This is a genomic window from Burkholderia sp. Bp9090, from assembly GCF_003857985.1.
Classification (GTDB): domain Bacteria; phylum Pseudomonadota; class Gammaproteobacteria; order Burkholderiales; family Burkholderiaceae; genus Burkholderia.
In genome coordinates this window covers 34,550-56,087 of record NZ_QTPV01000010.1, presented here as the reverse complement: position 1 = coordinate 56,087, position 21,538 = coordinate 34,550, and the positions used below count along the sequence as shown (strand labels likewise).

The window sequence follows — 21,538 nt, the reverse complement described above, 5'->3', positions numbered from 1 at the left end:
TTAGCGGATGATGCCGCGTTGGGACGCGTCGATGAACTCGACGAGCGCGGTGACCGCTGCGTCGCCTTCGCCGCCCGCGGCCGCCAGCTCGCGCAACTGCACCTTCGCTTCCTCGAGCGACAGGCCGTTCTTGTACAGCAGGCGGTACGCGCTGCGCAGCGCCGAGATCGCGTCGGGCGAGAAACCGCGCCGGCGCAGGCCTTCGACGTTGATGCCGTGCGGCTCGGCCTTGTTGCCGGCCGCGATCACGAACGGCGGCACGTCCTGCACGAGCGCCGAGGCGCCGCCCAGCATCGAGTGCGCGCCGATGCGCACGAACTGGTGCACACCGGACATCCCGCCGACGATCGCAAAGTCGCCGATCTCGACGTGACCGGCCATCTGCGCGTTGCTCGACAGGATCACGTTGTTGCCGACGCGGCAGTCATGGCCGATGTGCACATAGGCCATGATCCAGTTGTCGTCGCCGAGCGTCGTCACGCCGACGTCCTGCACGGTGCCGGTGTGGATCGTCGTGAATTCGCGGATCGTGTTGCGGTTGCCGATCACGAGCTTCGTCGGCTCGTCCTTGTACTTCATGTCCTGCGGACGGCCGCCCACCGACGCGTAATGGCCGATGCGGTTGTCCTCGCCGAGCGTCGTGTGACCTTCGATCACGCTGTGCGAGCCGATCGTCGTGCGCGCGCCGATCGTGACGTGCGGCCCGACGATCGCGTACGGCCCGATCTCGACGGACTCGTCGATCTGTGCGCCCGGTTCGACGATCGCGGTAGGATGAATCCTGGTCATGCGCCGTTGCCTCTCGATGTGATGTGTCGCGTTGCCCGCGTTACGTTACCCATGCGTGCCGCGTCGCTCAGGGCGCCGCGTCGGCCGTCTTGACCGTGCACATCAGTTCGGCTTCCGCCGCCACCTTGCCGTCCACTTCCGCCACTGCCTTGAACTTCCAGATGCCGCGGATGTAACGTTCGAACGTCACGTTCAGAATCAGCTGGTCGCCCGGTTCGACCACGCGCTTGAAGCGCGCGCCGTCGATCCCGACGAAGTAGTACAGCGTGTTTTCCGGATCCTTCGGCTGCTCTTCCGAGAACGTCAGCAGCGCGGCCGCCTGAGCGAGCGCCTCGAGGATCAGCACTCCCGGCATCACCGGCCGCTTCGGGAAGTGCCCCTGGAAGAACGGCTCGTTGATCGACACGTTCTTCAGCGCTTTGATCCCCTTGTGCGGCTCGAGTTCGAGCACGCGATCGACGAGCAGAATCGGATAGCGATGCGGCAGCAGCGTGAGGATCTTGTGGATGTCGAGATTGATTTTTTCAGTGCTCATGATGGTTCGTCTCACGCAGAGGCTGCGCGGTGGTGATGCAAAGGCTGAAGCGGGCCGCCGTGCGGCCCAGTCTGGCAAACCGGGCCGGATGCGCTGGCCGTGCCCGGTTCGTGGTCTCGCATGGTGTCGGTCAGGCGTGCGTGCCGCCCTGGGCGGCCAGCGCGGTTTCGAGCGCCTTGATGCGGTCGCGCAGCTTGTCGAGGTTACGCACGAGCGCGGCGCTCCGGTTCCATTCGCCGTGGTCGACGGCCGGGAACGCACTCGTGTAGATGCCGGCCTTCGGCAGCGACTTCGACACGCCCGAATTCGCCGTGACGATGACATAGTCGCCGAGCGTCACGTGGCCGGCGATCCCCGCCGCGCCGCCGATCATGCAGTGGCGGCCGATCGTCGTGCTGCCCGCGATGCCCGCCTTGCCGGCGATCACCGTGTAGGCGCCGATCCGGCAGTTGTGGGCGATCTGCACCTGGTTGTCGATCTTCACGCATTCTTCGATGACGGTGTCCGCCATCGCGCCGCGGTCGATCGTCGTGTTCGCGCCGATCTCGACGTCCGGGCCGATCGACACGCCGCCGACCTGCGGGATCTTGACCCAGCTGCCGGTGCGCGCGTCGCCGTCGCCGACGAAATCCGGCGCGAAGCCGAAGCCGTCGGAACCGATCACGGCACCCGCGTGGATGATCGCGCGCGGGCCGATCTGGCAGCCGTGGTACACCGACGCGTTCGGATACAGGTGCGAGCCGGCGCCGATCGTCGTGCCGCGGCCGACGAACACGTTCGCGTCGAGTTGCACGTCGTCTTCGATCACCGCGCCGGCCTCGACCGTCACGTGCGGGCCGATCACCGCGGTCGCGGCGACCTGCGCGGCCGGATCGATCGTCGCGCTCGGATGCACGCCGGCCGCGCGCGGCGGCGTGGCGAGATCGATGAACATCTGCGCGACGCGCGCGAAGTACGCGTACGGATTCGGCGTCACGATGAAGTTGCGGCCGCTCGCGGCCGCGCCCAGCTTTTCGAGATCCTTCGGCGCGATCAGCACCGCGCCGGCGCGGGTCGTCTCGACCTGCGACAGGTACTTCGGGTTCGCGAGAAACGCGAGTTGCTGAGGGCCTGCCTGGTCGAGCGGCGCGAGGCCGCCCACCTTGCACTGGGCGTCGCCGGCGATCTCGCCGCCGAACCGCGTTACGAGTGCCTCAAGCGTCAATGCCATTCGTCGTCTGCTCCGTTCAGTTCGTCGAGCCGGACGCGAGCGCCTTGAGCACCTTGTCGGTGATGTCGATGCGCGGGCTGACGTACACGGCTTCCTGCACGATCAGGTCGTAATTCTGCTGCTCGGCGATCTGCTTGATGACCTTGTTCGCACGCTCCAGCACGGCCGCGAGCTCCTCGTTGCGGCGCTGGTTCAGGTCTTCGCGAAACTCGCGCTGCTTGCGCTGGAAGTCGGTGTCGAGCTGCGCGAGATCGCGCTGCTTCTGCGCGCGATCGGCCGCCGACAGCGACGCACCGTTCTTGTCCAGCGAATCGGACATCGACTTCAGGCGCGCCGCGAGGTCCTGCAGATCCTTGTCGCGCTTCGCGAACTCGGCTTCGAGCTTCGTCTGCGCCGCCTTGGCGGGCGCCGACTCGCGCAGGATCCGATCCGAATTGACCGCCGCGATGCGGGCGACGTCCTGAGCATGCGCCGTCGCCGTGCCCAAGGCCAGCGCAACGGTCAGCGCACACATCACTCGTTTCGAAAACTTACCGGTTAGCAAAATTACCCTCTCGTTACTGTTGTCATGCGTTCGATCAGAACGCCGTCCCGATCTGGAACTGGAATTTCTGGTACTGGTCGCCTTCGTGCTTCTGCAGCGGGAAGCCGAGGCTCAGCTTCAGCGGGCCGATCGGCGAGATCCACGCGAGACCCACACCGTAGCCGTAACGCAGGCCGTTCGCGCCGGTACTCGTGCCGCCCGGCGCGTTGCCCCACACGTTACCGCCGTCGAGGAACGTGAACACGCGCAGCGTGCGGTCGTAGCCGGTGCCCGGCAGCGGGAACGTCAGCTCGATGTTGCCGACCACCATCTTCGAACCGCCGATCGGGTCGTTCGTCTTCGTGTCGCGCGGGCCCAGCGAGCTCGGCTCGTAGCCACGCACGGAGCCGATACCGCCCGCGTAGTAGTTCTTGAAGATCGGGTACGGGTTGCCGATGCCGTTACCGTAGCCGCCTTGCAGGTTCAGGCCCAGGATGAAGCCGCGCGAGAACGAATAGTAGTACTGCGCCTGCAGGTCGGCCTTGTAGTACTGGATCTTGCCGACCGGCACGCCGTATTCGACGTTCGCCTGCGTGAAGTAGCCGCGGCTCGGGATCAGCGCGCTGTCACGCGCGTCGCGCGACCATGCCACCGTCAGCGGCACCGTGTTCGACACGCGGCCGAACTCGTTCACGTAATCCTGGTAGCTCTGCGGCGTGTTCGAGTCGACGTCGAGACGGTTCTGCTCGAAGCCCGCGCCGAAGTAGACGGTGTCGACTTCCGAGAACGGAATGCCGAACTTCAGGTTGCCGCCCGCGCTGATGATCCGGAAGCTCGAGCTCGTCGAGTAGTAAAGCGGCTGGTACGTGCGGTAGTAGACGTCGGTGATCCGCTTGATGCCGTCGACCGTGAAGTACGGGTCGACCTGCGTGACGGTCAGCGTGCGGTAGCTCTTCGCGGTGTTGACGTTCACCGACAGGCTCGTGCCCGAGCCGAACACGTTGTCCTGCGACACGCCGGCCGACAGCACCACCTTGTCCGTCGACGAGAAGCCCGCGCCCAGCGTAATCGCGCCGGTCGGCTTTTCGTCGACCTTCACGTTCACGTCGACCTGGTCGTTCGTGCCTTCGACCGGCACCGTCGTCACGTCGACGTTGGTGAAATAGCCGAGACGGTTCACGCGGTCCTTCGACAGCGCGAGGCGGTTCGAATCGAACCACGAGCTTTCGAGCTGGCGCATTTCGCGGCGCACGACTTCGTCGCGCGTGCGCGTGTTGCCGACCACGTTGATGCGGCGCACGTACACGCGGCGGCTCGGATCGACGACGAGGTTCAGGTTCACCTTGTGGTTCGCCTGGTCGATGTCCGGCTGCGCGTTGACGGTCGCGAATGCGTAGCCGTATTCACCGAGCTTGTCGACGATCGACTTCGTCGTTTGCTGCAGCTTTTCGGCCGAGAAGCGATCGCCCGGCTTGATCTTGATCAGCTTGTTCAGTTCGGCTTCGCGATCGAGCAGGTTGCCCGACAGCTTGATGCCCGACACCGTGTACGGCTCGCCTTCGTGCAGCGTGACCGTCAGGTACATGTCCTTCTTGTCGGGCGAGATCGACACCTGCGTCGATTCGATGTTGAACTCGAGGTAGCCGCGGTTCAGGTAGTACGAGCGCACGGCCTCGAGGTCGCCCGTGAGCTTTTCCTTCGAGTACAGGTCGTTCTTCGTGTACCAGGAGAACCAGTTCGGCGTCGACAGCTGCATTTCGTCGCGCAGCGTGCTGGTGCTGAACGCCTTGTTGCCGATGAAGTTGATCTGGCGGATCTTCGCGCTCGGGCCTTCGGCGACCGCGAACAGGATCGACACGCGGTTCGCGTCGACCGGCGTGATCGTCGTCTTGACCTCGGCCGCATAGAAGCCGCGCGTCAGGTACTGACGCTTGAGCTCCTGCTCCGCCTTGTCGACGAGCGCCTTGTCGTAGTAGCGGCCATCGGCCAGACCCACCGCGCGCAGCGCCTTCGTCAGGTTGTCCTTGTCGAATTCCTTCGTGCCGGTGAAGTCGATCGACGCGATGGCCGGACGCTCCTGCACCTGCACGATCACGACGTTGCCCTGGGTGGCGATGCGCACGTCGTTGAAGAAGCCCGTCGCGTACAGCGCGCGGATTGCTTCGGATGCCTTGTCGTCGGTGAAGGTATCGCCCTGCTTGATCGGCAGGTAGGCGAACACCGAACCGGCTTCGACGCGCTGCAACCCCTCGATCTTGATGTCTTGCACCACGAACGGTGCCGCTGCATGCGCCGCGAGGCCGTGCGCGGCGAGCGCGGCCGCTGCAACTGTCTTAGGTACAAAGCGATGAGGTTTGAACAACGTGCATCCCCAATATTTAGCTGCATCAAATCAGGCGGCGGCCGACTGGCCGCCGCCTGACGCTTCAGAAATGGATTAACCGAGCCAGGTCGTTGAACAGCGCGATCGCCGACAACGCGACGATGCAGATCAACCCGGCTCTTTGCAGAATCAGCTGCCAGCGCTCCGATACGGCTTTCCCGGTCGCGGCTTCAACCAGATAATATAACAGATGCCCCCCGTCCAAAACGGGAATCGGCAGCAAGTTCAGCACCCCGAGGCTAATGCTGACAAGGGCGAGGAACGACAGGAAGGCCGACGGACCGAGCCGCGCGCTCTTGCCCGCGTAGTCCGCAATCGTCACCGGGCCGGACAGGTTCTTCAGCGAAGCATCGCCCGTGATCATCCGCCCGAACATCCTCAGCGAGTAAACGGCGATGTCCCACGTGCGGTGCGCGCCGAGGCGCAGACTCTCGATCGGCCCGTAGCGGACGTCGACCGACGGCGTGTGCATCGACAGCGCCGCGCCGATGCGGCCGACCTGCTGCCCCGTTTCGTCGTCGCGCTGCGCCTGCGGCACGATCGACACCGTCCGGGAGGCACCGCCGCGCTCGATCTGCAGTTCGACCGCCTGGCCCGCATGGTGCTTCACCGCGTCGATGAAGCGCGTGGCGCCGCCGATGGGCTTGCCGTCGAGCGCGAGCAGCTTGTCGCCGGCCTTCAGGCCCGCCTGCTCGGCCGCGCTGCCGGGCTGCACCGACGCCACCGACAGCGCGCCGCCGCCGGTCTCGAAGCCCAGGTGCAGCATGAAATCGTCGTCGAGCGCGCTTTCGGGAACATTGCGCAGGTCGACGCGGAAGTCGAACGTCGCCGCGCCGCCGTCGCGCGCGCCGAGCACGACCTCGCGATGATCGAACGCGGCCGCCAGCAGCTTCCAGCGCAGGTCCGACCACGAGCGCACCGGCACGGCGTCGCCGCCCTGCGCGTCGCCTACGCGCACGTCGCGGATCGATACGATCGTCTCGCTGCCGTCGAAGCCCGCGCGGGCGGCCGCCGTGCCGGCGGCCGGCGGCGCGAGCACCGCGGCCGGCTCGGTCACGCCGGTTGCGAATACGGCGGAAAACAGGACGATTGCCAACAGGAAGTTCGCGATCGGGCCGGCGGCGACGATCGCGATGCGCTTGAACACCGATTGCCGGTTGAACGCCTGGCCGAGCTCCTCGGGTTTGACGCCCGCCCCCGGCTCGCGCTCGTCGAGCATCTTCACGTAGCCGCCGAGCGGCAGCGCGGAGAGCGTCCATTCGGTGCCCGTCTTGCGGCTGACCCAGCGCGCGACGGGCTGGCCGAAGCCGATCGAGAAACGCAGCACCTTCACGCCGCACCAGCGCGCGACGCGATAATGTCCGTACTCATGCACGACGACCAGCACCCCGATCGCCACCGCAAACGCGATCAGTTCGACCAGCACGTTCATGAGCACCTCATTCAGACAGTGCGCTCCACGCGTGGCGCAGGCGCTTTCGCAATGATCTCGGCAGCGAGGCGGCGTGCCTCGGCATCCGCCGCAAGGACGTCGTCGAGCCCGTTCGGGTTGCGGTTCGGCAGTGCGTTGAGCACCGCGTCGACCGTCGCCGCGATCGCCATGAAGCCGATCCGGCGCTCGAGAAACGCTTCGACCGCGATTTCGTTCGCCGCGTTCAACGCGGCGCTCGCGATGCCGCCCTCCTCGAGCGCCTTCAGCGCGAGCGCGAGGCACGGGAAGCGCGTGTAGTCGGGCTTCTCGAACGACAGCTGGGCGATCTGCGCGAGGTCGAGCTGCTCGACACCGGCGTCGACGCGCTCCGGGAACGCCAGCGCGTGCGCGATCGGCGTACGCATGTCGGGGTTGCCGAGCTGCGCGAGCACCGAGCCGTCGCGGTACGACACGAGCGAATGGATCACGCTCTGCGGGTGGATCAGCACGTCGATCCGGTCGCCCGGCAGGCCGAAGATCCAGTGCGCCTCGATCACTTCGAGGCCCTTGTTCATCATCGTCGCGGAATCGACGGAAATCTTGCGGCCCATCACCCAGTTCGGATGCTTGCAGGCCTCGTCCGGCGTCACGTCGACGAGCGTGGCCGGCTCGCGCGTGCGGAACGGGCCGCCCGACGCGGTCAGGATGATCTTCGAGATCCCGCCGTGCTCGTTCGCGTCGCGCGGCATGCACTGGAAGATCGCGTTGTGTTCGCTGTCGACCGGCAGCAGGATCGCGCCATGGTCGCGCACGGCGTCCATGAAGATCGCGCCCGACATCACGAGCGATTCCTTGTTCGCGAGCAGGATGCGCTTGCCGGCGCGCGCAGCCGCCAGGCTCGGCGCGAGGCCGGCCGCGCCGACGATCGCCGCGACGACCGTGTCGCAGCCGTCGCTGTTCGACACGTCGACGAGCGCCTGCGGCCCGTACAGCACCGTGGTCTTGTTGCCCGCCGCGCGCAGCTTCGCCTCGACGTGCGCTGCCGTGTTCGCATCGCCGACCACCGCGACTTCGGGTGCGAAGCGCAGGCACTGCTCGACGAGCTTGTCGCCATTGCGGTGCGCGGTCAACGCATAGACCGAGAAACGCTCGGGATGGCGGGCGACCACGTCGAGCGTGCTGTCTCCGATCGAGCCCGTGGAACCGAGCAGTGTCAGACGTTTTTGCATAACAGAAATAGTGGTTTAACCAAGCAGCAGCATTGCGAGCGGCAGCACCGGCAGCAGCGCGTCGACGCGGTCGAGCACGCCGCCGTGACCGGGCAGCAGACCGCTCGAATCCTTCACGCCCGCCTGACGCTTGAGCAGCGACTCGAACAGGTCGCCGATCACGCTGTACGCAACCAGCAGCGTCAGCGCGGCCCACGCGCCGGGCATCCCGTAGCGCGTCGCGAATGCGGAAAACAGGGTCGGCTCGAACCAGTGCGCGGCCATCGCGGCTCCCGCGACGACCATCACGGCGAGCCAGCCGCCGATCGCGCCTTCCCAGCTCTTCCCGGGACTGATCGTAACGGCCAGTTTACGCTTTCCGAAGGCCTTGCCCGCGAAATATGCACCAATATCGGCCAGCCACACGACCAGCAGCAGCGAGAGCACGAACGGAACGCCCTGCGCACGCGCCGCGACGACCGCGTGCCAGCAGGCCGCGAACACCACGAGCCCGGCCGCGAGCAGGAACGGCCGCCACACGCCGCCCGCGAGTTCCGGCTTGCGCCGCAGCGAGAACGGGCCGACCAGCAGCCAGAACACGCCGGCCGCCATGAAAAGGGGACGGGACGAAGCGGCCTCGACGCCGAGCGGCGCGGTCGCCGCGAGCGCCAGCGCGGCGACGATCGCATAAACGACCGAACCGACCGCGCCGAGCTTCAGCAGGCGCGCCCATTCCCACGCGGCGAACACGAGCACGACGCCGATCAGCGCGCCGAAGGCCGCGAGCGGCGCGAACAGCGTCACCGGCAGCAACACGGCCAGCATCACGACCGCCGTGATCACACGGGTCTTCAGCATGAAAGGGAATCGGCGTTCTGCGATTGCGGTTCGAGCTGCGCGCTGGTGCGCCCGAAACGGCGCTCGCGCTCGGTATACGACGCGATCGCGTCGGCCAGCGCCGCGCCGTCGAAATCCGGCCAGTATTTGTCGGTGAAATAGAATTCGGCGTACGCGAGCTGCCACAGCAGGAAATTGCTGACGCGCTGCTCGCCGCCGGTGCGGATGAAGAGATCGGGCTCCGGCGCATAGGCCATCGCCAGGTGCGGCGCGAACGCGTCTTCGGTCACCTCGACCTCGCGGCCCTCGCGCACGGCCTGCTCGACGAGTTTCTTCGTCGCCTGCAGGATGTCCCAGCGGCCGCCGTAGTTCGCGGCGATCGTCAGGGTCAGGCGGGTGTTGCGCGCCGTCTTGGTTTCGGCGCGGCGGATCAGTTCGCGGATGCGCGGCTCGAAACGCTCGAGATCGCCCACGACGCGCAGGCGGATCCCGTTCGCATGCAGCTTGCCGATCTCGCGCTCGAGCGCGGTGATGAACAGCCGCATCAGGAACGACACTTCGTCGTTCGGCCGGCGCCAGTTCTCCGAACTGAACGCGAACAGCGTCAGGTATTCGACGCCGGCGCGCGCGCAGCCTTCGACCACCGACCGCACGGCGTCGACGCCGCGGGTGTGCCCCGCGACGCGCGGCAAGCGGCGTTCGGTCGCCCAACGGCCGTTGCCGTCCATGATGATCGCGATATGACGCGGCACGGCGCCGACGTCAGGCACGCGAACGGTAGAGCTGGTATAGGTCATGGCCGTTGAGACAGTTGCGGGAAGAAGGCGGCGCGCGAGGACGGTCGTCAGACCGTCATGATCTCGGCTTCCTTGCTCTGCACGAGCTTGTCGACTTCGGCGACGTGCTTGTCGGTCAGCTTCTGCACGTCGTCGCTCGCACGGCGCTCGTCGTCTTCCGAGATTTCCTTGTCCTTCACGAGCTTCTTGAGCGCTTCGTTCGCGTCGCGGCGCAGGTTGCGGATCGCGACCTTGGCCGTTTCGCCTTCGCTCTTGACCACCTTGGTCAGCTCGCGGCGGCGCTCTTCCGTCAGCGCGGGCATCGGCACGCGGATCAGGTCGCCGGCCGTGGCCGGGTTCAGGCCCAGATCGGCTTCGCGGATGGCCTTCTCGACCTTCGCGACCATGTTCTTTTCCCACGGCTGCACGCCGATCGTGCGTGCGTCGACGAGCGTCAGGTTCGCAACCTGCGAGATCGGCACCATCGAACCGTAGTAGTCGACCTGCACGTGATCGAGCAGACCGGTATGCGCACGGCCCGTACGGATCTTCGCCAGATCGTTCTTGAACGCTTCGATCGAGCGCTGCATCTTCTGCTCTACGCCCTTCTTGACATCAGCGACACTCATTTCAACCTCCGAACCTTCCAACCTTCAATGAACGCGGGCCGCGCCCGGTGCGCCACGCACCACGGCCGGCGACCCGCGCCGCTTGCCCGCATCCGCGGGAGTTTACACGTGGACGAGCGTACCTTCGTCCTCGCCCAGCACGATGCGCTTGAGCGCGCCCGGCTTGTTGATCGAAAACACGCGGATCGGCAGCTTCTGGTCGCGGCACAGCGCGAAGGCCGTCGCGTCCATCACCTGCAGATTGCGGCTGATCGCCTCGTCGAAGCTGATCGTCGTGTAGCGCGTGGCCGACGGATCCTTCTTCGGATCGGCAGAATATACGCCATCGACCTTGGTCGCCTTCAAAACGACCTCGGCGCCCACTTCCGAACCGCGCAGCGCGGCGGCCGTGTCCGTCGTGAAGAACGGGTTGCCCGTGCCGGCCGCGAAGATCACGACCTTGCCCTCCTCGAGCTGGCGGATCGCGCGCGGCCGGATGTACGGCTCGACGACCTGATCCATGCGCAGCGCGGACTGCACGCGCGCGACGATGCCGGCGTGGCGCATCGCGTCCTGCAGCGCCAGCGCGTTCATCATCGTCGCCAGCATCCCCATGTAGTCGGCCGTCGCGCGGTCCATGCCGGCCGCACCGCCCGCGACACCGCGGAAAATGTTACCGCCGCCGATCACGACCGCGAGTTGCGTACCGAGACCCACGACTTCGGCGATATCCGCCACCATCCGTTCGATCGTCGCGCGATTGATGCCGAAGGCATCGTCGCCCATCAGCGCTTCGCCGGAGAGTTTGAGGAGGACGCGTTTATAGGCATTGGACATAGGGGCTTCCGAGCGACGAGAGGATGACAACCACGAACTGTAGGGGCGAAATACTGATTCGGGCAAGCGCCGGCGACCGGACCGGGTTTCCCGGCCGGCCGGCGGCGCCGCCGGCCGCGGCGGAGCGGACGCCCGCCGCGGATACTGCCTGACTGCTTACTGCTGCTTTGCTGCTGCGACTTGCGCGGCCACTTCGGCGGCGAAGTCGTCCTGGCGCTTCTCGATGCCTTCGCCGACGACGAACAGCGCGAACTTCTGCACGGCCGCATTCGCTGCCTTCAGCATCTGCTCGATCGTCTGCTTGTCGTTCTTCACGAACGTCTGGTTCAGCAGCGACACTTCCTTCAGGTACTTCTGGACGCTGCCGTCGACCATCTTCGCGACGATTTCAGCCGGCTTGCCCGATTCGGCAGCCTTCTGCTCGGCGACGCGGCGTTCCGTCTCGATCAGTTCCGCCGGCACGTCGGCCGACGACAGGGCGACCGGCTTCATCGCGGCGATGTGCATCGCGACGTCCTTGCCGACCTGCTCTTCCGCACCCGTGTACTCGACGATCACGCCGATGCGCGCGCCGTGCAGGTACGTTGCGATCTTGTTCGCGGTTTCGAAACGGACGAAACGGCGGATCGAGACGTTCTCGCCGATCTTGCCGATCAGGGCCAGGCGGACTGCGTCGACCGTCGAACCGTCGAGCGGCAGTGCCGACAGCGCTGCCACGTCGGCCGGGTTTTGCGTCGCGACGAGTTCTGCAACCGTCTTCGAGAATGCGAGGAAGTCGTCGTTCTTCGCGACGAAGTCGGTTTCGCAGTTCAGCTCGACCAGCGCGCCTGCGTTGCCGCCGACGAACGATGCGACGACGCCTTCTGCCGTCACGCGCGATGCCGCCTTGCTCGCCTTGTTGCCGAGCTTGACGCGCAGCAGCTCTTCAGCCTTGGCCAGGTCGCCGTCGGCTTCCGTCAGCGCCTTCTTGCACTCCATCATCGGTGCGTCGGTCTTTGCGCGCAGTTCTGCCACCATGCTTGCGGTAATTGCCGCCATCATTCGCTCCTTGAGTCTGTATTCACAACGCCGCCCGCTTGGACGCGAACGGCCGAAAATCGTTTCCGGACCCGCGCCGATTCGGCGCGATCAGGTCCGGCGCACAAGCTTAAAAAAAGGGGGCCTGTTGAGAGCCCCCTTTTTGCGCCGGCTCGGGGCCAGTTACGCGTTTTCCTCGACGTACTCGTCGTCGCCACGCGCTGCCTGGACCACTTCGTTGACCGCGTTCGCACGGCCTTCCAGGATCGCGTCGGCCACGCCTTCAGCGTACAGCGCGACTGCCTTGCTCGAGTCGTCGTTGCCCGGGATCACGTAGTCCACACCTTCCGGCGAGTGGTTCGTGTCGACCACGGCGATGACCGGCACGCCCAGCTTGTTCGCTTCCGTGACGGCGATCTTGTGGTAGCCGACGTCGACGACGAAGATTGCGTCCGGAATGCCGCCCATGTCCTTCACGCCGCCGATCGACTTCTGCAGCTTGGCGATTTCGCGTTCGAACAGCAGCGCTTCCTTCTTGCTCATCTTCTCGAGCTCGCCTGCCTCGACTGCCGCTTCCATGTCCTTCAGGCGCTTGATCGATACCTTCAGCGTCTTGAAGTTGGTCATCATGCCGCCGAGCCAGCGCGCGTTGACGTACGGCATGCCCGCACGTTGCGCTTCCTGGGCGATCGTGTCACGCGACTGGCGCTTCGTGCCGACGAACAGGATCGTGCCGCGGTTCGCTGCCAGCTGGCGCACGTACTTCTGTGCGTCCGTGAACATCGGCAGCGTCTTTTCGAGGTTGATGATGTGAATCTTGTTGCGGTGACCGAAAATGAACGGGGCCATCTTCGGGTTCCAGAAGCGCGTCTGGTGACCGAAGTGGACACCCGCTTCCAGCATTTGGCGCATCGTGACTGCCATGTAAATTCTCCACGAGGGTTGGGTCTTAAGCCGGCTGCCGTACCGCCGCGCGTTCCGCGCGGCCGGCACCCTGGTTGCGCCGGCTTGCGATTCGGCACGTGCGAAACTGCCCGTGCCGCAAGCCTTTCATCCTGATGCCGTCGCGATACCACCCCACATCGGGGCATGTTCGGCATTTGGATGTCGACTTAGCCAAAGAGTATAGCACGCCGATTTGTCGGCTCTCAAGTCGCCCGCCACTTTCGCCTGCCGCGGGGCAGCCGGCCGGACAATCCGCGAAAACCCGCACCGGCACCGCCGGCAGGGGCTGCGAGGCCCGCCATAAGGTGCGATAATCCGTCAATTCACCGCATTCCAGGCATACCTCGATGGCTATTACGCTCAAAAACGAACACGACATCGCCGAGATGCGCGTCGCCTGCCGTCTCGCGAGCGAAGTGCTCGACTTCATCACGCCGCACGTCGTCGCGGGCATCACGACCGCCGAACTCGACCGGCTCTGTCACGAATTCATGCTCAACGAGCAGGGCACGATCCCCGCGCCGCTGAACTACCAGCCGCCCGGCTATCCGCCGTACCCGAAGGCCACCTGCATCTCGGTCAACGACGTGATCTGCCACGGCATTCCCGGCGAGAAGGTGATCAAGAACGGCGACGCGCTGAACATCGACATCACCGTGATCAAGAACGGCTACTTCGGCGACACCAGCCGGATGTTCATCGTCGGCGAAGGCTCGATCCTCGCGAAGCGCCTCGTGCAGACCACCTACGAGTGCATGTGGCTCGGCATCGACCAGGTCAAGCCCGGCGCGCACCTTGGCGACATCGGCTACGCGATCCAGAAGCACGCCGAAGCGCAGGGCTACAGCGTCGTGCGCGAATACTGCGGCCACGGCATCGGCACGGTGTTCCACGAGGATCCGCAGGTCGTCCACTACGGGCGCCCGGGCACCGGCATCGAACTGAAGGCCGGGATGATCTTCACGATCGAGCCGATGATCAACGCCGGCAAGCGCGACATCCGCACGATGCCCGACCAGTGGACGGTCAAGACGCGCGATCGCAGCCTGTCCGCGCAATGGGAGCACACGGTGCTCGTCACCGAAACCGGCTACGAGGTGCTGACCGTGTCCGCCGGCACGCCGGCACGCCCGGTGTTCGCGCAACCGGCCGCCGCGGTCTGAGCGCCGTCGCGCCCGCCCCGCCCACCCCTCACCTGCTGACCTGAACGGCCGCCCATGAGCGCTCACGCCGCCCCCTCGCCCGCAGCGCTGTCGCAGCGCGCCGAATTCAAGGCCGCCAAGGCCGACCTGCTCGAGCGCTTTCGCAGCGCGACGAACGTCACGTCGCTGATGCACGCGCTGTCGAGACTCACCGACGATGCGCTCAAGCGCGTGTGGGACGACTGCGGGCTGCCCGCGACGCTCGCGCTCGTCGCCGTCGGCGGCTACGGGCGCGGCGAGCTCGCGCCCCACTCCGACGTCGACATCCTGGTGCTGCTGCCCGATGCGCACGACCCGGCGCTCGACGCGCGGATCGAGCGCTTCATCGGGATGGCGTGGGATCTCGGCCTCGAGATCGGCAGCAGCGTGCGCACGGTCGAGCAATGCATCGAGGAGGCGTCGCAGGACGTCACCGTGCAGACCTCGCTGCTCGAAGCGCGCCGCATCGTCGGCAGCACCGCGCTGTTCGAGCGCTTCACCGTGCGGTATCACGAGGCGCTCGACGCGCGCGCCTTCTTCACCGCGAAGGTGCTCGAGATGCGTCAGCGCCACGCGAAGTTCCAGGACACGCCGTACAGCCTCGAGCCGAACGTGAAGGAGAGCCCCGGCGGGCTGCGCGACCTGCAGACGATCCTCTGGATCGCGCGCGCGGCCGGCTTCGGCAGCAGCTGGCGCGAGCTCGACACGCGCGGCCTCATCACCGATCGCGAAGCGCGCGAGCTGCGCCGTAACGAAGGATTCCTGAAGACGCTGCGCGCGCGGCTGCACGTGATCGCCGGACGCCGCCAGGACATGCTCGTGTTCGACCTGCAGACGCAGGCCGCCGAGAGCTTCGGCTACCGGCCGACGCAGGCCAAACGCGCGAGCGAGCAGCTGATGCGCCGCTACTACTGGGCCGCGAAAGCAGTCACGCAGCTGGCGACGATCCTGATCCAGAACATCGAGGCGCAGCTGTTCCCCGCGACGAGCGGCATCACGCGCGTGCTGTCGCCCGATCGCTTCGTCGAGAAGCAGGGCATGCTCGAGATCGTCGACGACGGCGTGTTCGAACGCCATCCCGACGCGATCCTCGAGGCGTTCCTGCTGTACGAGGCGACCCGCGGCGTGAAGGGCCTGTCCGCCCGCACGCTGCGCGCGCTCTACAACTCGCGCGAGATCATGAACCACACGTGGCGGCGCGATCCGCAGAACCGCCGCACGTTCATGCAGATCCTGCAGCAGCCCGAAGGCATCACGCATGCGTTCCGGCTGATGAACCAGACGAGCGTGCTCGGCCGCTACCTGCTGAATTTCCGCCGCATCGTCGGCCAGATGCAGCACGACCTGTACCACGTGTACACGGTCGACCAGCACATCCTGATGGTGTTGCGCAACATCCGCCGCTTCGCGGTGGCCGAGCATGCGCACGAGTACCCGTTCTGCAGCCAGCTGATCGGCAACTTCGAGCGCCCGTGGGTGCTGTACGTCGCGGCGCTGTTCCACGACATCGCGAAAGGCCGCGGCGGCGACCACTCGACGCTCGGGATGGCCGACGCGCGGCGCTTCTGCCGCGAGCACGGGATCACCGGCGACGACGCGTCGCTGATCGTGTGGCTCGTCCAGCATCACCTGACGATGAGCCAGGTCGCGCAGAAGCAGGACACGAGCGACCCAGAAGTCATCAAGCGCTTCGCCGAAGTCGTCGGCAACGAGCGCTACCTCACCGCACTCTACCTGCTGACCGTCGCCGATATCCGCGGCACGAGCCCGAAGGTGTGGAACACTTGGAAGGGCAAGCTGCTCGAGGACCTGTACCGCATCACGCTCGCGGTGCTCGGCGGAGCGAACCCCGACGCGCATTCGGAACTGAAGTCGCGGCAGGAGCAGGCGCTCGCGCTGCTGCGCCTAGAGACCGTGCCCGACGACGCGCACCGCGCGCTGTGGGACCAGCTCGACGTCGGCTTCTTCCTGCGTCACGACGCGGCCGACATCGCATGGCAGACGCGCGTGCTGTACCGGCACGTGAACGCCGAAACCGCGATCGTGCGCGCGCGGCCGTCGCCGATCGGCGACGCGCTGCAGGTGCTCGTGTACGTGAAGGATCGCCCCGACCTGTTCGCGGGCATCTGCGCGTACTTCGACCGCAACGGGCTGTCGGTGCTCGATGCACGTGTCAGCACGACGCGGCACGGCTATGCGCTCGACAACTTCATCGTCACGCAGACCGAACGCGACGTGCGCTACCGCGACATCGCGAATCTCGTCGAACAGCAACTCGCGGCGCGCCTGGCCGAAACCGCGTCGCTGCCGGAGCCGTCCAAGGGCCGCCTGTCGCGGTTGTCGCGGACGTTTCCGATCACGCCGCGCGTCGACCTCCGGGCCGACGAGCGCGGCCAGTACTACATCCTGTCCGTGTCCGCCAACGACCGGCCGGGCCTTCTCTATTCGATCGCGCGCGTCCTGGCCGAGCATCAGGTCGGCGTCCACGCGGCGCGGATCAATACGCTCGGCGAACGCGTCGAGGACATCTTCCTGCTCGACGGTGCCGGCCTGTCCGACAACCGCCTGCAGATCCAGCTCGAAACCGAATTGCTGCGCGCGATCGCAGTCTGAATGAATCCCAGCGTTTATGCGCACCAAATTAACCGTCAAGAATCCGAAGCCGGCGTCGCCGACCCGCGCCCCTGTCCGCTCCGGCAGCCTCGTCGCCCGCAAGGCGGTGCGCCCCGCCGCGCTACCCGCAGGCGACAAGCCGGCGCGCCCGAAGAAGGCCGCGCCGGCCGCCGCCGGCGAACGCTCGTTCAAGCCGCGCGGCGCGGCAGGCGCCGAGCGCCCGGGCGCGGATCGCGCACCGGCCAAGCGTGCGCCGCGTGAGGGCGGTGCCGAACGCGGCACGCGCGCGCCGTATCGCGACAACGCATCCGGCGAAGGCGCAAAGCGCAGTTTCGGCGACCGTCGCACGTCGTCCGATCGTCCGCCCCGTCGTGACGACGATGCACGTCCGCGTCGCGCGGGTGGCGAAGGCGGCCCGCGTGCGCCCTATCGCGACAACGCATCCGGCGAAGGCGCAAAGCGCAGTTTCGGCGACCGTCGCACGTCGTCGGATCGTCCGCCGCGCCGTGATGACGATGCACGTCCGCGTCGCGCGGGTGGCGAAGGTGGCCCGCGTGCGCCGTATCGCGACAACGCATCCGGCGAAGGGGCGAAGCGCAGTTTCGGCGACCGTCGCACGTCGTCGGATCGCCCGCCCCGTCGTGACGACGATGCACGTCCGCGTCGCGCGGGTGGCGAAGGCGGCGCACGTGCGCCGTATCGCGACAACGCATCCGGCGAAGGCGCAAAACGCAGTTTCGGCGACCGTCGCACGTCGTCGGATCGCCCGCCGCGTCGCGACGACGATGCACGTCCGCGTCGCGCGGGTGGCGAAGGCGGCGCACGTGCGCCCTATCGCGACAACGCATCCAGCGAAGGCGCAAAACGCAGCTTCGGCGACCGTCGCACGTCGTCCGATCGCCCGCCGCGTCGTGATGACGACGCCCGCCCGCGCCGCGCAGGCGCCGATGAAGGCAAACGCCCGTCCTATCGCGACAAGGCATCCGGCGAAGGCGCGAAGCGCAGCTTCGGCGAACGCCCGACGCGCCCCGCACGCGACGGCGAACGCCGCTCGTTCGGTGCGGTCAAGACCGCGCAACCGGTCAAGCGCGCGGCGGCCGACGTCGACCACGGCGACGAAACCGGCCTGATGCGCCTGTCGAAGCGCATGTCCGAACTCGGCCTGTGCTCGCGCCGCGAAGCCGACGAATGGATCGAAAAGGGCTGGGTGCTCGTCGACGGCGAACGCATCGACACGCTCGGCACCAAGGTCCGCCCGGACCAGAAGATCGAGATCGACGAGCGCGCGAGCGCCGCGCAGGCCGCGCAGGTGACGATCCTGCTGCACAAGCCGGTCGGCTATGTGTCGGGTCAGGCGGAAGACGGCTATGAGCCGGCATCGGTGCTGATCACGCGCGCCAACCAGTGGAGCGGCGACCGCTCGCCGCTGCGCTTCTCGCCGCAGCACCTGCACGCGCTCGCGCCGGCCGGCCGGCTCGACATCGACTCCACCGGCCTGCTCGTACTGACGCAGAATGGCGTGATCGCGAAGCAGCTGATCGGCGAGCAGTCGGACATCGACAAGGAGTATCTGGTGCGCGTGCGCTTCGGCGAACGGCTGATCGACATCGACCAGCACTTCCCCGCGGAATCGCTCGCGAAGCTGCGCCACGGCCTCGAACTCGACGGCGTCCCGCTGAAGCCGGCGATGGTGAGTTGGCAGAATGGCGAACAGCTGCGTTTCGTGCTGCGTGAAGGCAAGAAGCGCCAGATCCGCCGCATGTGCGAACTGGTCGGTCTCGAAGTGATCGGCCTGAAGCGCGTGCGGATGGGCCGCGTGATGCTCGGCGCGCTGCCGCAGGGGCAATGGCGCTACCTGTCGGCCGACGAGTCGTTCTGACAGCGGGCACGCGCTGCGTGCCGCACCATGAAACAAGCCCGCGCAAGCGGGCTTTTTCGTGTCCGGTACGAAACCACGCGCAACACGGCGCGCGCAGCCGCATCAAGGTCAGTCGTCTGCTGCCGGATCGAGCCCCGGGAACAGCACCTCGGTGAAGCCGAAGCGCGTGAAGTCGGTGATCCGCATCGGATACAGCTTGCCGATCAGGTGATCGTATTCGTGCTGGACGACCCGCGCATGGAAGCCTTCCGCGACACGGTCGAGCTTCGCGCCGAACTGGTCGAAGCCGCTGTAACGCACCTTCGCGTAGCGGCTGACGACGCCGCGCATGCCCGGCACCGACAGGCAGCCTTCCCAGCCCTCTTCCATGTCCGGCGGCATGTACTCGAGCTTCGGGTTGATCAGCACGGTCTCGGGCACCGGCGGTGCGTCCGGATAACGGTTGTTGCTGCCGAAGCCGAAGATGATGATCTGCAGCCCGACGCCGATCTGCGGCGCGGCAAGCCCCGCGCCGTTCGCGTGATGCATCGTCTCGAACATGTCCGCGACGATCTCGTGCAGCTCGGGGGTGTCGAACCGCTCGACCGGCTTGGCGACTTCGAGCAGGCGCGGATCGCCCATCTTCAGGATCTCGCGAATCATGGCGTGTTGCCCTCCAGGAGTTGGTGCAGTCCGTCTTCGTCCAGCACGGGGATGCCGAGTTCCTCGGCCTTCGCGAGCTTGCTGCCGGCGTCGGCGCCCGCGACCACATAATCCGTCTTCTTCGATACCGAGCCAGCGACTTTCGCGCCGGCCGCTTCGAGCATCTCCTTCGCCGCGTCGCGCGTGAGGTTCGGCAGCGTGCCCGTCAGCACGACCGTCTTGCCGGCCAGCACGCCCTGCGGCGCCTTCGGCGCGGGCGGGCCTTCGGGCCACGTGACCTTGCCGGGCGCGCGCAATTGCTCGATCACCGTGCGGTTGTGCTCTTCCGCGAAGAACTGGTGAATCGACTCGGCCACGATCGGCCCGACGTCGTTCACTTCGAGCAGTTCCTCGATCGACGCGTCCATGATCGGGGTCAGCGACCCGAAATGCTTCGCGAGATCCTTCGCGGTCGATTCGCCGACATGGCGGATCCCGAGCCCGTAGATGAAGCGCGCGAGCGTCGTGTGCTTCGCCTTCTCGAGCGAGTCGAGCAGATTCTGCGCGGACTTCTCGGCGAACCGGTCGAGTTCAGCGAGCGTCGCGAAACCGAGATTGAACAGGTCGGCCGGCGTGCGCACGAGATTCAGTTCGACGAGCTGATCGATGATCTTCTCGCCGAGCCCGTCGATGTCGAGCGCGCGGCGCTGCGCGAAGTGCCACAGCGCCTGCTTGCGCTGCGCCGGACAGAACAGCCCGCCCGTGCAGCGCGCGATCGCCTCGTCCGGCAGGCGCTCGATCTTCGAGCCGCACACCGGGCACTCGGTCGGCATCACGAACTCGGCCGCGTCATCCGGCCGGCGCTCGAGCAACGCACCGACGACCTCGGGGATCACGTCGCCCGCACGCCGCACGATCACGGTATCGCCGATCCGGATGTCCTTGCGGCGCACTTCGTCCTCGTTGTGCAGCGTCGCGTTGGTCACCGTCGCGCCGCCGACGAACACGGGTTCGAGCCGCGCGACCGGCGTGATCGCACCCGTGCGGCCGACCTGCACGTCGATCGCGACGAGCTTCGTCAGCGCTTCCTGCGCCGGGAACTTGTGCGCGAGCGCGAAGCGCGGCGCGCGCGACACGAAGCCGAGGCGGTCCTGCTCGTCGCGCCGGTTCACCTTGTAGACGACGCCGTCGATGTCGTACGGCAGCGACTCGCGCTTCTCGCCGACCTTGCGGAAGAAGCCGAGCAGGCCGTCGGCGCCCTGCACGACCGCGCGTTCGCGGTTCACCGGCAGGCCGAGCGTCTCGTACCAGTCGAGCAGCGCGCTGTGCGTGTCCGGCATCGGCATCCCGTCGAGCCTGCCGACCCCGTACGCGAAGAACGACAGCGGGCGCTGCGCGGTGATCTTCGGGTCGAGCTGGCGCAGGCTGCCGGCCGCCGCATTGCGCGGGTTCGCGAATTCGCGCTGCTCGGCCGCGCGCTGGCGTTCGTTCAGGCGTGCGAAATCACGCTTGAACATCAGCACCTCGCCGCGCACGTCGAGCACGGCCGGCACGTGCTTGCCCTTCAGCTTCAGCGGGATCGAGCGGATCGTGCGGACGTTCTCGGTCACGTCCTCGCCGGTCGTGCCGTCGCCGCGCGTCGACGCCTGCACGAACACGCCCTGCTCGTAGCGCAGCGAGATCGCGAGCCCGTCGAACTTCAGCTCGCACGCGTATTCGACCGGGTCCGTCACCGAGCCGGCGAGATCGGTCGTCTTGTCGAGCGCATCGGCGACGCGCTTGTCGAATGCGACGATGTCCTCGTCGGCGAAACCGTTGTTCAGCGACAGCATCGGCGCGTCGTGGACGACCGGCGTGAAACCGCCCGCCACTTCGCCGCCGACGCGCTGCGTCGGCGAATCGGGCGTCACGAGTTCGGGATGATCGGTTTCGAGTTGCTGCAGCTCGCCGAACAGCCGATCGTATTCGGCGTCGGGCAGGTCCGGCTGGTCGAGCACGTAATAGGCGTAATTCGCCCGCTCGAGTTGGTCGCGCAGCCACGCGGCACGCGCGTCGGGCTGGCTGGCTGGCGGTTCGGCTTGGGTTCGGGCCATGCTGGCGGCAGATTCGTTCTGAAAAATCGGATGTTCGATTATCTCAGTTTGACGCCGCGACGGGGGCGCGCG

18 protein-coding genes are annotated in these 21,538 nt (G+C 66.7%); 3 read left to right on the top strand and 15 right to left on the bottom strand.

Annotated features, from left to right (window positions below; genetic code table 11):
* The 13 genes from lpxA to rpsB form a co-directional block, all read right to left on the bottom strand.
* Positions 1-789 carry an acyl-ACP--UDP-N-acetylglucosamine O-acyltransferase gene (gene lpxA, locus DIE16_RS12215; protein ID WP_044843768.1) on the bottom strand — a complete coding sequence of 263 codons (789 nt, stop codon included), beginning with the start codon at positions 787-789 and terminating at the stop codon, positions 1-3.
* 67 nt (positions 790-856) lie between these two features.
* Complete coding sequence (fabZ, locus tag DIE16_RS12210; protein ID WP_006402657.1) at positions 857-1,324, bottom strand: 3-hydroxyacyl-ACP dehydratase FabZ; 468 nt, start codon at positions 1,322-1,324, stop codon at positions 857-859.
* A gap of 130 nt (positions 1,325-1,454) precedes the next feature.
* On the bottom strand, positions 1,455-2,534 hold the full coding sequence (gene lpxD, locus DIE16_RS12205) for a UDP-3-O-(3-hydroxymyristoyl)glucosamine N-acyltransferase (protein WP_124892338.1): 1,080 nt from the start codon (positions 2,532-2,534) through the stop codon (positions 1,455-1,457).
* Between the two features lie 16 nt (positions 2,535-2,550).
* Positions 2,551-3,048 carry an OmpH family outer membrane protein gene (locus DIE16_RS12200; RefSeq protein WP_185641305.1) on the bottom strand — a complete coding sequence of 166 codons (498 nt, stop codon included), beginning with the start codon at positions 3,046-3,048 and terminating at the stop codon, positions 2,551-2,553.
* Positions 3,049-3,112: 64 nt separating this feature from the next.
* A complete protein-coding gene (bamA, locus tag DIE16_RS12195) occupies positions 3,113-5,419 on the bottom strand; it encodes an outer membrane protein assembly factor BamA (protein WP_044843770.1) in 2,307 nt (768 codons plus the stop codon).
* Between the two features lie 64 nt (positions 5,420-5,483).
* Entirely contained in the window at positions 5,484-6,872 is a 1,389-nt protein-coding gene (gene rseP, locus DIE16_RS12190; protein ID WP_124486188.1) for an RIP metalloprotease RseP, read from the bottom strand.
* A gap of 11 nt (positions 6,873-6,883) precedes the next feature.
* Positions 6,884-8,080, bottom strand: a complete 1,197-nt coding sequence (locus DIE16_RS12185; RefSeq protein WP_044843772.1) for a 1-deoxy-D-xylulose-5-phosphate reductoisomerase — start codon at positions 8,078-8,080, stop codon at positions 6,884-6,886.
* Between the two features lie 15 nt (positions 8,081-8,095).
* Positions 8,096-8,917, bottom strand: coding sequence for a phosphatidate cytidylyltransferase (locus tag DIE16_RS12180; protein ID WP_124666408.1), 822 nt, complete (start codon positions 8,915-8,917; stop codon positions 8,096-8,098).
* A complete protein-coding gene (gene uppS / locus DIE16_RS12175) occupies positions 8,911-9,693 on the bottom strand; it encodes a polyprenyl diphosphate synthase (RefSeq protein ID WP_044843774.1) in 783 nt (260 codons plus the stop codon). The genes DIE16_RS12180 and uppS overlap by 7 nt, the downstream gene beginning before the upstream one ends.
* A gap of 47 nt (positions 9,694-9,740) precedes the next feature.
* Positions 9,741-10,301 carry a ribosome recycling factor gene (gene frr / locus DIE16_RS12170; RefSeq protein WP_006752152.1) on the bottom strand — a complete coding sequence of 187 codons (561 nt, stop codon included), beginning with the start codon at positions 10,299-10,301 and terminating at the stop codon, positions 9,741-9,743.
* Between the two features lie 102 nt (positions 10,302-10,403).
* Positions 10,404-11,117 carry a UMP kinase gene (gene pyrH, locus DIE16_RS12165; protein WP_011885142.1) on the bottom strand — a complete coding sequence of 238 codons (714 nt, stop codon included), beginning with the start codon at positions 11,115-11,117 and terminating at the stop codon, positions 10,404-10,406.
* 156 nt (positions 11,118-11,273) lie between these two features.
* Positions 11,274-12,155, bottom strand: a complete 882-nt coding sequence (tsf, locus tag DIE16_RS12160) for a translation elongation factor Ts (RefSeq protein WP_034188848.1) — start codon at positions 12,153-12,155, stop codon at positions 11,274-11,276.
* A gap of 162 nt (positions 12,156-12,317) precedes the next feature.
* Positions 12,318-13,058 carry a 30S ribosomal protein S2 gene (rpsB, locus tag DIE16_RS12155; RefSeq protein WP_006483818.1) on the bottom strand — a complete coding sequence of 247 codons (741 nt, stop codon included), beginning with the start codon at positions 13,056-13,058 and terminating at the stop codon, positions 12,318-12,320.
* Positions 13,059-13,426: 368 nt separating this feature from the next.
* Here rpsB and map point away from each other — a divergent pair, with 368 nt between their 5' ends.
* From map to DIE16_RS12135, 3 genes are read left to right on the top strand one after another with little or no spacing between them, the layout of a single operon-like run.
* The gene (map, locus tag DIE16_RS12145; protein ID WP_021159103.1) at positions 13,427-14,242 is read left to right on the top strand and encodes a type I methionyl aminopeptidase; all 816 of its coding nucleotides are present in this window, start codon (positions 13,427-13,429) and stop codon (positions 14,240-14,242) included.
* Positions 14,243-14,296: 54 nt separating this feature from the next.
* Positions 14,297-16,873, top strand: a complete 2,577-nt coding sequence (locus DIE16_RS12140) for a [protein-PII] uridylyltransferase (RefSeq protein WP_124892337.1) — start codon at positions 14,297-14,299, stop codon at positions 16,871-16,873.
* A 16-nt stretch (positions 16,874-16,889) separates the two neighbouring features.
* Positions 16,890-18,752, top strand: coding sequence for a pseudouridine synthase (locus DIE16_RS12135; protein WP_124892336.1), 1,863 nt, complete (start codon positions 16,890-16,892; stop codon positions 18,750-18,752).
* A gap of 108 nt (positions 18,753-18,860) precedes the next feature.
* Here the strand turns inward: DIE16_RS12135 and def are convergent, their stop codons facing one another.
* A complete protein-coding gene (def, locus tag DIE16_RS12130) occupies positions 18,861-19,394 on the bottom strand; it encodes a peptide deformylase (RefSeq protein WP_044847933.1) in 534 nt (177 codons plus the stop codon).
* Positions 19,391-21,466, bottom strand: a complete 2,076-nt coding sequence (ligA, locus tag DIE16_RS12125) for an NAD-dependent DNA ligase LigA (protein ID WP_124570237.1) — start codon at positions 21,464-21,466, stop codon at positions 19,391-19,393. The genes def and ligA overlap by 4 nt, the downstream gene beginning before the upstream one ends.
* Positions 21,467-21,538 lie beyond the last annotated feature (72 nt).

Coding starts and splice junctions, on each gene's coding strand:
- lpxA (WP_044843768.1), bottom strand. CDS start 789: ATGACCAGGATTCATCCTACCGCGATCGTCGAACCGGGCGCACAGATC.
- fabZ (WP_006402657.1), bottom strand. CDS start 1,324: ATGAGCACTGAAAAAATCAATCTCGACATCCACAAGATCCTCACGCTG.
- lpxD (WP_124892338.1), bottom strand. CDS start 2,534: ATGGCATTGACGCTTGAGGCACTCGTAACGCGGTTCGGCGGCGAGATC.
- DIE16_RS12200 (WP_185641305.1), bottom strand. CDS start 3,048: ATGTGTGCGCTGACCGTTGCGCTGGCCTTGGGCACGGCGACGGCGCAT.
- rseP (WP_124486188.1), bottom strand. CDS start 6,872: ATGAACGTGCTGGTCGAACTGATCGCGTTTGCGGTGGCGATCGGGGTG.
- DIE16_RS12185 (WP_044843772.1), bottom strand. CDS start 8,080: ATGCAAAAACGTCTGACACTGCTCGGTTCCACGGGCTCGATCGGAGAC.
- DIE16_RS12180 (WP_124666408.1), bottom strand. CDS start 8,917: ATGCTGAAGACCCGTGTGATCACGGCGGTCGTGATGCTGGCCGTGTTG.
- uppS (WP_044843774.1), bottom strand. CDS start 9,693: ATGACCTATACCAGCTCTACCGTTCGCGTGCCTGACGTCGGCGCCGTG.
- frr (WP_006752152.1), bottom strand. CDS start 10,301: ATGAGTGTCGCTGATGTCAAGAAGGGCGTAGAGCAGAAGATGCAGCGC.
- pyrH (WP_011885142.1), bottom strand. CDS start 11,117: ATGTCCAATGCCTATAAACGCGTCCTCCTCAAACTCTCCGGCGAAGCG.
- tsf (WP_034188848.1), bottom strand. CDS start 12,155: ATGGCGGCAATTACCGCAAGCATGGTGGCAGAACTGCGCGCAAAGACC.
- rpsB (WP_006483818.1), bottom strand. CDS start 13,058: ATGGCAGTCACGATGCGCCAAATGCTGGAAGCGGGTGTCCACTTCGGT.
- map (WP_021159103.1), top strand. CDS start 13,427: ATGGCTATTACGCTCAAAAACGAACACGACATCGCCGAGATGCGCGTC.
- DIE16_RS12140 (WP_124892337.1), top strand. CDS start 14,297: ATGAGCGCTCACGCCGCCCCCTCGCCCGCAGCGCTGTCGCAGCGCGCC.
- DIE16_RS12135 (WP_124892336.1), top strand. CDS start 16,890: ATGCGCACCAAATTAACCGTCAAGAATCCGAAGCCGGCGTCGCCGACC.
- def (WP_044847933.1), bottom strand. CDS start 19,394: ATGATTCGCGAGATCCTGAAGATGGGCGATCCGCGCCTGCTCGAAGTC.
- ligA (WP_124570237.1), bottom strand. CDS start 21,466: ATGGCCCGAACCCAAGCCGAACCGCCAGCCAGCCAGCCCGACGCGCGT.